This window comes from Demequina sp. B12 (assembly GCF_028823635.1).
Classification (GTDB): domain Bacteria; phylum Actinomycetota; class Actinomycetes; order Actinomycetales; family Demequinaceae; genus Demequina.
The window spans coordinates 606,472-619,889 of sequence record NZ_JAPEHU010000001.1; the positions used below are offsets into that span (position 1 = coordinate 606,472).

The following is a 13,418-nucleotide window of genomic DNA, read 5'->3' on the forward strand; positions in this document are numbered from 1 at the left end:
CATGTCACTTCCGCTGGGCAGCGACGAGCTGGACGGCATCCTGACCCCGCGTCTGGAACTCGTTGAAGAACGACTCCGTGACGCGGTGGGCCAGGCGGATTCTCTTGCGGACGCCACGTCCAAGCACCTGGTGAACGCCGGAGGGAAACGTCTGCGCCCCATGCTGACGCTGCTCGCGGCGCAGTTGGGCGATGGCACCCGTCAGGAAGTGATTGAAGCGGCCGTCGTGGTCGAGCTCACGCATCTTGCGACGCTCTATCACGACGACGTCATGGACTCCGCTCCCACCCGTCGTGGCGCCCCTGCGGCGCACGAGGTCTGGGGCAACTCGGTGGCGATCCTCACCGGCGACCTCCTGTTCGCACGCGCGTCCCGTGTAGTCGCTGGGCTAGGCCCGGAAGCCGTACGGATTCAGGCACAGACCTTCGAACGGCTATGCCTGGGACAGCTCCACGAAACCGTGGGCCCGCGCGAAGGTGACAGTGCTGTGGACCACTACATCCAGGTGCTCGCGGACAAGACCGGCTCACTGATCGCCACCTCGGCTCGTTTTGGCGCGCTGTTTGCCGGCTGTGAACCCAGCATCGTGGAGAAGGTCACGCGCTACGGCGAGCTTGCTGGTGTGGCGTTCCAACTCGCGGACGACGTCATCGATGTGCGGTCCACCGCCGCGGACACCGGCAAGACCCCCGGCACCGACCTACGCGAAGGCGTGCCCACCATGCCCGTGCTGCTCTTGCGGGAGCGCGTCGCCGCTGGCTCTGCGACCGATGCGGACATCGCATTGCTCGCCGACATTGACGGTGACCTGTCCTCCGATGAGGTCCTCGCGGACGTGGTGTCACGCCTGGCCGTTCACCCGGTGGTCGACGAGACCAGCGCGAAGGCTCGCGAGTGGGCCGAGCATGCGGCAGATGCCGTGTCGACTCTGCCCGATGGTGCAGTGAAGGACGCGCTCAACACCTTCGCCGATGCTTTGGTGGCCCGAGCAGCCTAAAACCTCCCCTGGCCGTAGATACACGGTGGTAATTGGGACGGTTCTTCCTCCTGGCCGTAGAGTCTCGGTGGCTATCGTGGCCAGGCTCGTGCCCCCATCACACTGGTTCTGCAGGCTGAACGACCGCCTGAGGCTTGCGCGCGCGCGATCGCCAGCCGTCCACGGTGAGCACCACCAGTGCCACCCACACCAGGGAGAACCCCGCCCAACGGGTCCACGGCATCGGCTCGCCAAAGTACGTCACTGCGAGCGCAAACATCATGGTGGGTGCGATGTACTGCAGCAGTCCCGTCACGAACAGTGGCAGACGGCGCGCACCTGCGGCGAACAGCAGCAGCGAGCCCGCCGTCACAATCCCGGTCGACACCAGCAGGAGGTCGTGGGTCAGGCCCAGGCCAGGCTCGCCCCGCTGGCCAAAGGTGATCCCTCCGGCGTTGGACATGAGCGCGAGCCCCGCCAGCGCCACCGGAGCCAGCAGCAGCGTCTCCACCGTCAAACCAGTGAGCGCATCAACGTCCCGGCCCACCTGCTTCTTCAACAAGCCATAGCAACCAAACGACCCGGCCAGCACCAGCGAGATCCACGGGAACTCACCCAGGCCTGCGCCAATCACCACGATCGCCACTAGCGCAATGCCCAACGCCACGACTTGTGCGCGGCGCAGACGTTCGCCCAGGAACACCACTCCCAGCGCCACGAGGACCAGCGGATTGATGTAGTACCCCAGCGAGGCCGAACTCACATGGCCCGTCTCCACTGCGAACACGTAGACCAGCCAGTTAATGACGATCACGGACGCGGAAGCGCCCAACATCAGCAGCGTGCGGCGGTTGCGGACCACGGCCGCCATTCGCTGCCATCCGTTCATGACCGTGAGCAGCAGGGCGCACACCACGAGCGACCACACGGAGCGCTGGGCGGTCACTTCAAGGGCATTCGCGGGGGCGAGCTCCGTCAACAACAGTGGGAACAGACCCCAGATGACGTAGGCACTTGCGCCAAAGGCCAGTCCGGAGCTCGACAGGGGAGTGTTCACGTTCTGAGTGTGGCACCGGACCCTGCCGACCGGAACCGTGTGCCGCGCGGCACCGGCATCGAGGTGCCAGTTGGGGGCCGGGTGGTTGGTGGCCGGCTGCGGGTAGCCCAGCGGTTGCGCGACTGTGCCGTCCCTGACACGTCGGGCAGACCGGGCCCGGCGTGTCTCGCACGACACGCCGTCCGCGGCCCCGCTGCTGTGTCAGGGACGGCTCGGGGCGGGCGCGGAAACCCGGGGGCGGGCGCGGAAACCCGGGGGCGGGCGCGGAGACCGGGGGGCGGGCGCGGAGACCCGGAGCGGGAGGGGCAGCCCGGGACCTAGTGCGGCAGCCCGGAGTCCACGAGGCCTCGCGACACGCGTAGGCGGTGCTGCACCTTGGCGAACACCAGGCGGTCCACGAGCAGGGTGAACGCGAGCACGATCATGATGGTGGCCATCATCTCGGTGAGGTCGCCGGTTTCACGCGAACGGGAGATGACGTTGCCGATGCCTGTGCCGGACAGGGCACCGGAGAAGATCTCGCCGGCTACCAGGCAGCGGAAGGCAATGGACCAGCCGAGTTCCAGGCCGGTCATGATGCCGGGCAGGGCGGCGGGCAGGACCACGTGACGCAACAGTGTGCCGCCCTCGGCACCAAAGGTGCGTCCGGCGCGGATCAGCAGCGGTGGCACGTTCGCGACCGCGGACCGGGTGCCCAGCATGATGGCAGGCATCGCACCGATGGACACGACTGCAGCCAGCGACCACGGCGAGGTTCCCAGCACCACGGCGGCGACAGGGATCCACATCGAGGTAGGCATGCCTTGGAGGGCAGCGAGATACGGCGACAAACCGCGGTCGAGCCAGCGGCGTGAGCCCAACAGCAGCCCCAACGTCACCCCACCGATGGCCGCGATCGCGAAGCACACCGTCATGAACAGGGTGATGCGGCCAAAGATGGACCACAGTTGCCCGTCCACGGCCATGCGCCACAGTTCGTCACCTGTCGCGGCAGGTCCAGGCAGGGTGTCGACAAACACTGACACCCCGGCCCACACCAGCAGCAGCACGGCGCCGGTGATGAGGATGGGGGCCGATGCTTTCCACCAGGGGGCACGCGATCCCACCTGGACGCGCTGCTCGGTGGTGAGGGTGTCAGATCGCGACATAGGAGTCTCCACCTTCACGGGGTGTGGTGATACCGAGCTGGTCGGCTTCGTCGAGCAGTCCGCGGACCTTGTGCGCCAACGTGACCACGCGCTCCGACTCGACCACGCGGGGGCGGGCGAGCGACACGGGTACGTCGCCGATGATTCGGCCGGGCCCTGAGGATAGGACGATGACACGGTCGCCTAGCGCCACCGCTTCACGCACGTTGTGCGTGACAAAGATGATGGTGGTTTCCGTGTCCGCCCACAGCTCCTGCAACTCCACGTGCAGGCGGTCACGCGAGGGTGCATCGAGCGCGGAAAACGGCTCGTCCATGAGCAGGACTTGGGGTCGCATCGCGAATGCCCGTGCCAGTGCCGCACGCTGCCGCATGCCACCGGAGAGCTGATGCGGATGCAACGCCCCCGCGTCCGTCAGTCCCACCTTTGCCAGCCACGTCGCTACGGTTGCTTCCCGCTCGGCGGCAGAGATGCCCGCGTTCTTGAGCCCAAAGCCCACGTTGTCCGCCACGCTCATCCAGGGGAACAGCGCGTGGTCTTGGAACACCATGACGCGGTCGAGCCCGGGGCCCTTGACTGCAGCATCGGCCACTGCGACGGAGCCTCGCGCGGGGCGGGTGTGCCCCGCGACAAGGTCCAGCAGCGTAGATTTTCCGCAGCCCGACGGTCCCACCACGCACACGAACTGGCCAGCCTCAATGGTGAGGGTGATGCCATCGAGTGCAAGGCGGGCACGCTCACGACCGGGGAACGCCTGTGCGACGTCGGTGAGGGTGACGGATGCGCTCATCAGATGGAAACGTACGTGTCCTCGCCGGTACCGGGCACGTGTGCACGTGCGGTGCCGGCGGCTAGCGTGTTGCCATCCTGAGGGTCTACCAGGCAGAACGCGCCGGTGCGACGGTGTTTGCCGTAGTCCTCGACAGCGAGGGGCTGTGCCAACTGCAGCGTCACCACACCGATGTCATTGAGCAGGAGTTCGTGGCCTGGCTTGATCGACGAGTCCAGGGTCCCGCCCGGAAGCGAGATGTCGAGGATGCCGTCGATGGACGCGACCATGGCCTGAACGGTGGCGGAACCGTGCTGCACCAGGACGCGGTCGCGTACCCGCAGCGGCCGGTCGGTGAGCCACGCCACGTGTGCGTGGAACTTCTTCGAGGCGCTGGTGGCGTCTTCCGCGGAGGACAACAGGTCGCCGCGGGCAATGTCGATCTCGTCAGCCAGGCGGATCGCCACTGACTGGCCTGTGTGGGCGGCCTCGAGCGGACCGGTCGCGGTGTCGATTCCGGCAACGGTGGTGCGCTTGCCCGAGGGCTGCACGACGACCTCGTCTCCCACGCGGACCGTGCCTTCGGCTACCTGGCCGGCGTATCCGCGGTACTCACGGAACTCCTCGGCAACAGCTGCATCCTGCGGACGCAACACCAGCTGCACGGGGAAGCGCCATCCGCTGGCCGCCGCTTCGGCATCGGCCGCCGTGGGGTGGGCCACTCCGTGGCGGTGTGCTGCCGCGAACTCGTCGGCGCCTTGGTCGATGGACGGGACCGTCTCGAGGATCTCAAGGACGGTGGGGCCCTCATACCAAGGGGTCGACTCCGACCGGGTTGCCACATTGTCGCCGTTCAACGCGGACACGGGCACCGTGATGACGTTCGGCAGTCCCAGGGACTCCGCATGCGACTGCACGTGCTGCGCGATGGAACGGTACGGGCCCTGTGCATAGTCGAGCAGGTCGATCTTGTTGACCGCGACAATCACGTGGGGGACGCGCAGCAACGCTGCCACCGCAAGGTGACGCTTGGTCTGCTCCACCACGCCGTAGCGGGCATCGATCAAGACCACCAAAGCATCGGCCGTGGACGCACCGGTGACGGTGTTGCGGGTGTACTGCACGTGGCCGGGGCAGTCCGCCAAAATAAACGTGCGGCGCGGGGTGGAGAAGTAGCGGTAGGCCACATCGATGGTGATGCCCTGTTCACGTTCGGCTCGCAGGCCGTCGGTGAGTAGCGCCAAGTCCACTTCTTCGGAGCCGCGCTCGCGGGACACCCGTTCGACGGCTTCGTATGCGTCGGCAAGGATGGATTTGGTGTCGTGCAGCAGGCGGCCCACCAGGGTGGACTTGCCGTCGTCAACGGAGCCAGCGGTCGCAAAACGCAACAAAGACGTGCGGGTGGTGTCGGGGACGGCCGATGCGTCAGAAGCGTCGTCGGTGGTGGTCACGGATTCGGGTGCGGCAGTCATTAGAAGTACCCCTCCTTCTTGCGGTCTTCCATGGCGGCCTCTGACAGCCGGTCGTCGGCGCGGGTGGCTCCCCGCTCGGTGATACGGGTGGAGGCGACTTCCGCGATGACGTCGGAGACGGTGATCGCGGGGGATTCAACAGCGCCGGTGCAGGACGCATCGCCAACGGTGCGGTAGCGGACGGTGCGCTTGACGATCTGGTCGGTGTCGCGCACGCGCACACTGTGGTGCGGGGTCAACCACATGCCGTCACGCTGGAACACGTCACGTTCGTGCGCGTAGTACAGGGACGGAAGTTCGATGTTTTCGCGTTCGATGTAGCGCCACACGTCCAACTCGGTCCAGTTCGACAGCGGGAACACGCGCACGTGCTGGCCTGGTAGGTGGCGAGGGTTGTACAGGTTCCACAGCTCGGGGCGCTGGTTTCGGGGGTCCCAGGCGCCAAACTCGTCGCGCAGTGACACCACGCGTTCCTTGGCGCGGGCCTTTTCTTCGTCACGGCGTGCCCCACCAAAGACCACGTCGTACTTGTGTTCGGCGATGCCGTCGAGCAAAGGAACGGTTTGCAACGGGTTGCGGGTGCCGTCGGGACGTTCGCGCAGGCGGCCGTCGTCGATGTAGTCCTGAACCTTCGCTACCTGGAGGCGCAGCCCCAAGCGTTCAACGGTGCGGTCGCGGAACTCCAACACTTCGTCAAAGTTGTGGCCGGTGTCGACGTGGAGCAGTTCGAACGGCACCTTGCCGGGCCAGAAGGCCTTGGTGGCGAGGTGCAGCACGACCACGGAGTCTTTGCCGCCGGAAAAGAGGAGGACTGGCTTGCGGGCGGTGCCCACTGCCTCCCGAATGATGTGGATGCCCTCGGCTTCAAGCGAGTCGAGCGTGCTCAGCCGAGCGGGCGCGGTTGTCTGATCAGTCATAGGTGATGTCCTGCCGTGGTCGCTTACGTGTGCAGCCCGCACTCGGTCTTGTTCTGGCCTGCCCAGCGACCCGCCCTGGGGTCTTCGCCGGGCGCAACCTTGCGCGTGCATGGCGCGCAGCCGATGCTGGGGTAGCCGTCGGCCACCAAAGGGTTGCGGGGGAGGTCGTGGGTGACTTGGTACTGCTCAACGGTGTCGTCGTCCCACAAGGCCAGGGGGTTGATCTTCACGAGGCCGTGCTTGGCGTCCCAGGACACCACCGGCATCTCGGACCGGGTGGCGGCGTCGACGCGGCGGACCCCTGTGACCCAGGCGTCGTAGTTCGACAAGGCGCGGCGCAGCGGCTCCACCTTGCGCAACTGGCAGCACAGGTTGGGGTCGGTGCGGAACAGGTCTTTGCCGTACTTCTGTGCTTGTTCGTCGATGCTGAGTTCGGATTCGGCGTTGACCACGGTGATGGGGAAGCGGCGTGCGGCCTCGTCGCGCGTGGCAATGGTTTCGGGGAAGTGATAGCCGGTTTCGAGGAACAGGATGTCCACGCCTTCAAGACGTGTACCGAACATGTGCGGCAGGATCGTGTCCTGCATCGATGAGGCGACGATGAGGTTCTTGCCGAACGTGGCGACAGCCCAGTCGGCAATGTGTGCGGCAGAGGCGTTCTCTAACCGACCATTGACGACTGCGCAGGTCTCAGCGTTCCACTCCTGCGGGTTGAGCAGGGTGAGTGAGGCGGCTCCGGGGACAAGAGGGTTCACTTGATGAGTTCCTCCTCAGCCCGGATAGCCCAGGTCGCGAAGCTTTCGTCGGGGCCGTTGCGGTCGGCAAGGTAGTTGGCTGTGACCCGCTCTACATATTCGGGCATACCGGTCTGGGTGACCTTGTGGCCGCGGATCTTGCGGCCAAAGTCGTTGTCCTCGCCGTGGCCCAGGCGTCCACCCAGGTGAACCTGGAATCCCGGAACCTGTTCGCCTGACTCCTCATCGAGGACCAGCTGGCCCTTGAAGCCGATGTCCGCGACCTGCACACGTGCGCAGGAGTTGGGGCAGCCGTTGACGTGCACGGTGATGGGGTTGTCGAGTGTGGGGAACTTGTTGTCCAAGATCTCCACGACTTCCTTCGCGGTGGCCTTTGTCTCGACGATCGCGAGCTTGCAGTACTCGATTCCGGTGCACGCCATGACGTTGCGGTGGAACTCGCCGGGCTGTGCTTCTAGTTCGAGTGAACGCAGGCCGTTGACGACGTCGTTGACCTTGTCTTCCGGCACGTCCAGGATGAGGATTTTCTGCAACGGCGTGAGGCGGATCCGGTCCGAACCTGCGGCTTCCGCGATGTCTGCGATTGCGGCGAGCTTCTCACCGGAGATTCGTCCAGCGATGGGTGCAGCGCCGATGTAGTAGCGGCCGTCGCGCTGTTCGTGGATTCCTACGTGGTCGCCACGGTCGCCGGGGCTGGCAACTTCGGGGCCAGGGCCGTCAGGAAGTGCCCATCCCAGGTAGTCCTCTTCGAGAACCTTGCGGAACTTCTCTGCACCCCACGCCTTGACCAGGAACTTCAGGCGCGCTCTGGTGCGGAGGCGGCGGTAGCCGTGGTCACGGAAGATGCCGATGACACCGGCCCATACTTCGGCAACCTTGGCGGGTTCAACGAACGCACCAAGACGCACACCCAGGTGGGGGTTGATGCTGAGACCACCGCCAACCCACAGGTCGTATCCGACTCCCAGTTCGGGGTGTTCCACGGCCACGAACGCAATGTCCTGGACTTCGTGAACGATGTCGGGGATCCGGGTGCCGGAGATGGCGGACTTGAACTTACGGGGCAGGTTGGAGAACTCGGGGTTGCCGATGCCGCGTTCAATGATCGCTTGGATCGCGGGGGTGGGGTCGAGCAGTTCGTCCTTGGCGACTCCTGCGACGGGGGAGCCCAGGATGACGCGGGGCGAGTCGCCGCACGCCTCCGTGGTGAACAGTCCGACTTCTTCCACGCGGCGGAAGATCTCGGGAACGTCCTCAATGCGGATCCAGTGCAACTGAATGTTCTGGCGGTCGGACACGTCTGCGGTGTTCCGGCCAAAGTCCACGGAGATCTTCGCGATCGCACGTGCCTGTTCCACGTTCAGCTGGCCGCCGTCGGAGCGGACTCGCAGCATGAAGTATTCGTCGTCCAGCTGGTGCGGTTCGAGCACGGCGGTGCGGCCGCCGTCGATCCCGGGACGGCGCTGCGTGTACAGCCCCCACCAGCGGAAACGACCACGGAGGTCGCTGGGCGGAATGGACCAGAAGCCCCACTTGGAGTACATCGACTCGATGCGACCACGGACCTCGAGCGGGTCTCCCGTGGACTTGAACTCCTCGTTGGGGTTCAGGGGAGTGCGGTCACCGGCTGCCCACTGGCCGTCCTTGGACGCGGTGTTCTTGCGTGCGGCTGCCTCACGCGTGCGGATCTTGCGCGCTTCCTCGCGGTGACGGCGGCGCTCTTCGGCGTCGGTCAGGGCGGCAGGGGTGCCAGGTGTAGTGGCATCGGCGTCAGTCACCGAAACTCCTCGACTCGTATGTTCACTGATCAGTGGGAGCGAGGCCTTAGAGCACAATCTGGACTGCGCTCGATGGCCGAGCGCCCAGGGCTACATGCGTATCCGCGGGCGACTAGGCCGACAGACACATGGCACAGCAGCAACGGCACATCAGGGATGCGCGCATGGTGAGCTGCTGTGACATGGCTGTGATTGTGCCACAGCATCGTCGCCATGCCTAGCCCCCAATTTTCCGTAGACTGGTGCAACGGCGCAGTCCCCGTCGCCGCAGTTGCTCGACGGACATGGAGGAATCTGGTTGAGGTCTCACCCGCACGACGGCCAGTTTCCCGTCGCTGACTTCCTGCAGCACCTCGATCGTTTGTTCGCCACTCAGGCGGGACCCGAGGCGGCGCACGCTCACCTGGACCAGGGCATTGCGGATGCCACTGAGTTGGGGGACAAGCCTGCGTTGCTGACGCTCCACAACGAGGCCGCAGGGTTTTTCCGGTCCATCAGCGCGCACCAAGAGTCGTTGCAGCACGCCGATGCTGCGCTCGCGTTGATCTCAGAACTTGACTTGGGTGGCACGGAAGCGGACGCCACCACGCTGATCAACGCGGCCACCGCCCAACGGGCTGCCGGCCAGACGGCCGATGCGCGGGCCACTTACGAGCGCGCGCTCGCCGTTGCGACTGGGGTGTTCGGCGGTGATGACAGGCGGCTCGCTGCGTTGCACAACAACCTGTCCCTTGCGTTGACCGATGTGGGGGAACTGGACTCTGCGGTCGCCGAGCAGGAGCGGGCGCTCGCAATCCTCACCCAGGCGTCTGTTGACCCGGACCACGACCTGGACATCGCGATGACGCACGCGAACATGGCGCATGCGTGCGACGCTGCCGGGGACGCCGATGCCGCGCTCACCCACTCGTCACGCGCCGTCGCGATCTTCCGTGCAGCCGGGGCTAGCGACGATCCGCACTATGCCGCGGCGCTCGCGGCACATGCCTCGATGCAGCTCCGTGCTGGCGAAGCTGTGGACGCCGTCGCACATCTGCAGCAAGCGCGCGACATCGTGGAGCGTGCTTACGGACGTGACAGCGAGGCGTACCGCGTCACCGCAGCAAACCTGATCGAAGCAACCGCCATCCGTGACGCGCTGGGCACCGACGGTCACGGCGCGGCTTCCCGCGCCACTGCGGCAGAAGCGGCCACGTCGACCACGCCGCCCAGCCCTGCATCCGTGGCCGAGCCCGGAAACGCATCGGCCCCCCGCGCCCGGCGGCCCCATATCCCCGGCCTTGACCTTGCTCGCGGCTATTGGCAAGACCATGGCCGGCCGATGATCGAGGAACGCTATCCCGCCTACGCCGGGCGGATCGCGGCGGGACTCGTGGGCCACGGATCCGAGTGCTACGGCTTCGATGACGAGATCAGCACTGACCACGACTTTGGGGTGGGGTTCTGCCTGTGGCTCACCACCGAGGACTACATGCTGATCGGCGCAGACCTCCAAGCCGACTACGAGTCCCTGCCCCTCGAATACCGGGGCTATCCGGTGCGCCCAGCGCTGGCAGCCCGTGACCAACGCCGGTCCGGAGTGTTCGAGATCGGCGACTTCTTCGAGTCCATCACCGGGCAACGCCACGCCCCCACCCCGGACGAACCGCACCTGTGGATCAACCTCGACGAGGCCACTCTTGCCGCAGCGACCAACGGCGAAGTGTTCGCCGACCCGCACGGGGCCTTCGGCGCCGCTCGCGGCTCATTCCAACGCATGCCGCGCGACGTGTGGCTTACCCACCTGTCGCGGCGCGCCGGACTCGCCGCCCAAACCGGCCAATACAACGTTCCCCGCATGCTTGACCGGGGTGACGGAGAAGCCGCCTGGGTGAGCGTCGGAGAGTTCGTCGGTGCAGCATCGTCCCTCGTATTCCTCCTAAACCGGCCAGCTCAGGTGGGGTACTTGCCGTACTACAAGTGGCGCTTCGCTGCCCTGCGTGAGCTCCAGTCCAGGCCATTGGCACGCCTTGGCTCCGTGGTGGACGAGCTCACCGCAGTGATGCGTCTGGCATCCGCCGCCTGCCTGGGTGGTGCCGCCTTTGGCGAAGGTGGCAAGGGGTCCTCGGGAGCCCGGGAAGCGCTCACGGACCGGATCGAGTCCATCTGCGCCGCGATCGCAGACGAGTTCAGAATCCAAGGGCTGTCAGGTTCCGCCTCCACCTTCCTGGAACACCACCGTGCCGAACTGACCGTCCGGATCGCCGATGCTTGGTTGAGGCAGCAATGACAGGTGTCAGTGACGATCGCGAAGCGCTCGCGGCACGGCTGGATGTCGCCGAAGCGATCGTTCGCCACGAGTACGCCCAGTTCGACAAAGTGAACTCCGAAGGTGGACGAGCGTTCTGCCAAGACGACTGGCCTACCTTCCATGCGCAACGCCTCAGCCAGTTCCTCACCTGGCCAGTGCCGCTGCTGGAGTCCTACGCCGCAGACCTTGACCGCGCAGACGAGCGTGGACGCAACCTGCTGACCGAAAAATACGCCTGGATGATGGCCACCACCGAACCCGAGCGCTTCACCACCGAGATCGCACCACGGCTACCGGTCCTCACGCCATCCCGGGTGCACACGCAGGAACGCATCATTGAAACCCAGGTGGCCTGGGCGCAGGCCTTCCATGCGGAGTATCCGCGGCTCGGCGCACACATGCGCGTCCTGCGCACGCATCAGGACACGCTCGCTGCGACCTCCTTCGAGACGTACCTGCGCGGCGAGTTGAGTTCCTATTCGGACACTACGATCGACCTGTACGCAGGGTTCGTGGCGGACCTCGAAAAGCGGGGCGTGAACCTCACAGAACAGACCGTGGCGCTGACCGTCGGGCTCGCCGGGTACGGCTCACTGAGCGAAGCCGAAGCGGACCAGCCCCAGTAGCGAGAATTGGCGGCCACGGCGATTTACGCTTGACGGACGTGTCTATACTCTTGGCCATTGCGACCGGGAGCGTCCCCGGCTCGCCGCCCCCCATCCCCCAAGGATTGTGATTCGCGTGACCACGGAACGCCCCCTGCGCGTCGCTGTTATCGGTGCCGGCCCTGCCGGAACCTACGCCAGCGACATTCTGTCCAAGTCCGGCCTCAATGTGTCAATCGACCTGATTGAACGCCTCCCGGCACCCTTTGGCCTGGTGCGTTACGGAGTGGCTCCGGACCACCCCCGCATTAAGCAGATCATTGTGGCATTGGCCAATGTTCTAGGCCGCGGAGATATCCGTTTGCTCGCCAACGTTAATGTCGGCACGGACCTCACGCTCGACGATTTGCGTGAGCACTACGACGCCGTCATTTTCGCTACCGGAGCATTTGAAGACGCCGACCTTGACATCCCTGGTATTGACCTGGATGGCTCGTATGGCGCAGCCGACTTTGTGTCCTGGTTCGACGGTCACCCCGACGTTCCCCGTACCTGGCCGTTGAATGCAAAAGAAATCGCGATCTTCGGCGTCGGAAATGTGGCGCTCGACGTCGCTCGAGTCCTCGCCAAGCACCCCAAGGATCTGGCTTCCACTGAAGTCCCCGACAACGTTCTGGACGGACTCAAAGAATCGCCCGTCACCGACGTTCACGTCTTTGGGCGCCGCGGCCCCGCACAGGTGAAGTTCTCGCCGCTCGAACTGCGTGAACTCGGTCACGTCCCCGACGTCGACATCGTGGTCTACCCGGAGACCGACTACGAGTTCGACGAAGCTTCCATGGAGATCGCTGAGAACAACAAGCAGCAGAAGCTTGTCGTCAAGACGCTCACCGACTACGCCCTCAAGGAGCCCGGCAACGCCTCGCGCCGCATCCACCTGCACTTCCTGCAGAGCCCGCACGAGATCCTCGGCGAAGACGGCAAGGTCGTAGGAGTCCGCATGGAACGCACCGCCCTCCAGGGCGACGGTTCCGTCAAGGGCACCGGCGAGTTCATCGACTACCCCGTCCAGGCCGTGTACCGCGCAGTTGGCTACTACGGCACCGAGATTGACGGCGTTCCCTTCAACTCCAAGAAGGGCACCATCAACAACGAAGCCGGCCGCGTCCTCGACGAATACGGCAACCAGGTCCCCGGCTTCTACACCACCGGCTGGATCAAGCGTGGACCCGTGGGCCTCATCGGCCACACCAAGTCCGATGCCCAGGAGACCATCGCGAACATCGTGGCGGACGCACCCGCACTGTACGAAAACACGCGTGCCGGAGCGGAACAGCTCAGCCCCGACAACCTCCTGACGCTGCTCAAGAACCGCGGAGTCGACGTCATTGAATGGAAGGACTGGGAAGTCCTCGACGCCCACGAGCGCGCACTCGGCGAGGCCGACGGACGCGAACGAATCAAGGTCGTCCCCCGTGAAGAAATGACCGACATCTCGCTGGGCCGTCACCACAAGTAACGCCACGGCACGCCAGTTCACACTGGCTCATGCTGTCGCCGGCGGGTCCTATCACTAGGGCCCGCCGGTTTCTTTTCCCCCACGACGCACCGGGAACCGAGTGCCCCACACGACCGTTCTCATGACGCAGAA

11 protein-coding genes are annotated in these 13,418 nt (G+C 65.4%); 4 read left to right on the forward strand and 7 right to left on the reverse strand.

Annotated elements, in window-relative coordinates:
- Position 1 precedes the first annotated feature (1 nt).
- A complete protein-coding gene (locus ON058_RS02980) occupies positions 2 to 997 on the forward strand; it encodes a polyprenyl synthetase family protein (RefSeq protein ID WP_274667540.1) in 996 nt (331 codons plus the stop codon).
- Positions 998 to 1,094: 97 nt separating this feature from the next.
- On the opposite strand, the gene rarD is transcribed toward ON058_RS02980, so the two are convergent.
- The 7 genes from rarD to ON058_RS03015 all read right to left on the reverse strand — a co-directional run bounded on the left by rarD (position 1,095) and on the right by ON058_RS03015 (position 8,872).
- The gene (gene rarD, locus ON058_RS02985) at positions 1,095 to 2,033 is read right to left on the reverse strand and encodes an EamA family transporter RarD (protein ID WP_274667541.1); all 939 of its coding nucleotides are present in this window, start codon (positions 2,031 to 2,033) and stop codon (positions 1,095 to 1,097) included.
- A gap of 317 nt (positions 2,034 to 2,350) precedes the next feature.
- Positions 2,351 to 3,181 carry an ABC transporter permease gene (locus ON058_RS02990; RefSeq protein WP_274667542.1) on the reverse strand — a complete coding sequence of 277 codons (831 nt, stop codon included), beginning with the start codon at positions 3,179 to 3,181 and terminating at the stop codon, positions 2,351 to 2,353.
- Complete coding sequence (locus ON058_RS02995; protein ID WP_274667543.1) at positions 3,168 to 3,971, reverse strand: ABC transporter ATP-binding protein; 804 nt, start codon at positions 3,969 to 3,971, stop codon at positions 3,168 to 3,170. Before ON058_RS02995 ends, ON058_RS02990 begins: the two co-directional genes overlap by 14 nt.
- Complete coding sequence (locus ON058_RS03000) at positions 3,971 to 5,422, reverse strand: sulfate adenylyltransferase subunit 1 (RefSeq protein WP_274667544.1); 1,452 nt, start codon at positions 5,420 to 5,422, stop codon at positions 3,971 to 3,973. Before ON058_RS03000 ends, ON058_RS02995 begins: the two co-directional genes overlap by 1 nt.
- Entirely contained in the window at positions 5,422 to 6,339 is a 918-nt protein-coding gene (gene cysD / locus ON058_RS03005; protein WP_274667545.1) for a sulfate adenylyltransferase subunit CysD, read from the reverse strand. The genes ON058_RS03000 and cysD overlap by 1 nt, the downstream gene beginning before the upstream one ends.
- Before the next feature lie 23 nt (positions 6,340 to 6,362).
- Positions 6,363 to 7,094, reverse strand: coding sequence for a phosphoadenylyl-sulfate reductase (locus ON058_RS03010; protein WP_274667546.1), 732 nt, complete (start codon positions 7,092 to 7,094; stop codon positions 6,363 to 6,365).
- Positions 7,091 to 8,872, reverse strand: coding sequence for a nitrite/sulfite reductase (locus tag ON058_RS03015; protein WP_274667547.1), 1,782 nt, complete (start codon positions 8,870 to 8,872; stop codon positions 7,091 to 7,093). Before ON058_RS03015 ends, ON058_RS03010 begins: the two co-directional genes overlap by 4 nt.
- A gap of 298 nt (positions 8,873 to 9,170) precedes the next feature.
- Between ON058_RS03015 and ON058_RS03020 the strand changes: the two genes are divergently transcribed.
- From ON058_RS03020 to ON058_RS03030, 3 genes are all read left to right on the forward strand, one after another.
- A complete protein-coding gene (locus tag ON058_RS03020) occupies positions 9,171 to 11,141 on the forward strand; it encodes a DUF4037 domain-containing protein (RefSeq protein ID WP_274667548.1) in 1,971 nt (656 codons plus the stop codon).
- Complete coding sequence (locus ON058_RS03025) at positions 11,138 to 11,788, forward strand: DUF4125 family protein (protein WP_274667549.1); 651 nt, start codon at positions 11,138 to 11,140, stop codon at positions 11,786 to 11,788. The genes ON058_RS03020 and ON058_RS03025 overlap by 4 nt, the downstream gene beginning before the upstream one ends.
- Before the next feature lie 115 nt (positions 11,789 to 11,903).
- Positions 11,904 to 13,286: an FAD-dependent oxidoreductase gene (locus tag ON058_RS03030; RefSeq protein ID WP_274667550.1), complete on the forward strand. Its 1,383-nt coding sequence runs from the start codon at positions 11,904 to 11,906 to the stop codon at positions 13,284 to 13,286.
- Positions 13,287 to 13,418: the final 132 nt, after the last annotated feature.

What these genes read in the sequence shown, in the direction of transcription:
- ON058_RS02995 (WP_274667543.1), bottom strand. Translation starts at nt 3,971, where the DNA reads ATGAGCGCATCCGTCACCCTCACCGACGTCGCACAGGCGTTCCCCGGT.
- cysD (WP_274667545.1), bottom strand. Translation starts at nt 6,339, where the DNA reads ATGACTGATCAGACAACCGCGCCCGCTCGGCTGAGCACGCTCGACTCG.
- ON058_RS03000 (WP_274667544.1), bottom strand. Translation starts at nt 5,422, where the DNA reads ATGACTGCCGCACCCGAATCCGTGACCACCACCGACGACGCTTCTGAC.
- ON058_RS02990 (WP_274667542.1), bottom strand. Translation starts at nt 3,181, where the DNA reads ATGTCGCGATCTGACACCCTCACCACCGAGCAGCGCGTCCAGGTGGGA.
- ON058_RS03025 (WP_274667549.1), top strand. Translation starts at nt 11,138, where the DNA reads ATGACAGGTGTCAGTGACGATCGCGAAGCGCTCGCGGCACGGCTGGAT.
- ON058_RS02980 (WP_274667540.1), top strand. Translation starts at nt 2, where the DNA reads ATGTCACTTCCGCTGGGCAGCGACGAGCTGGACGGCATCCTGACCCCG.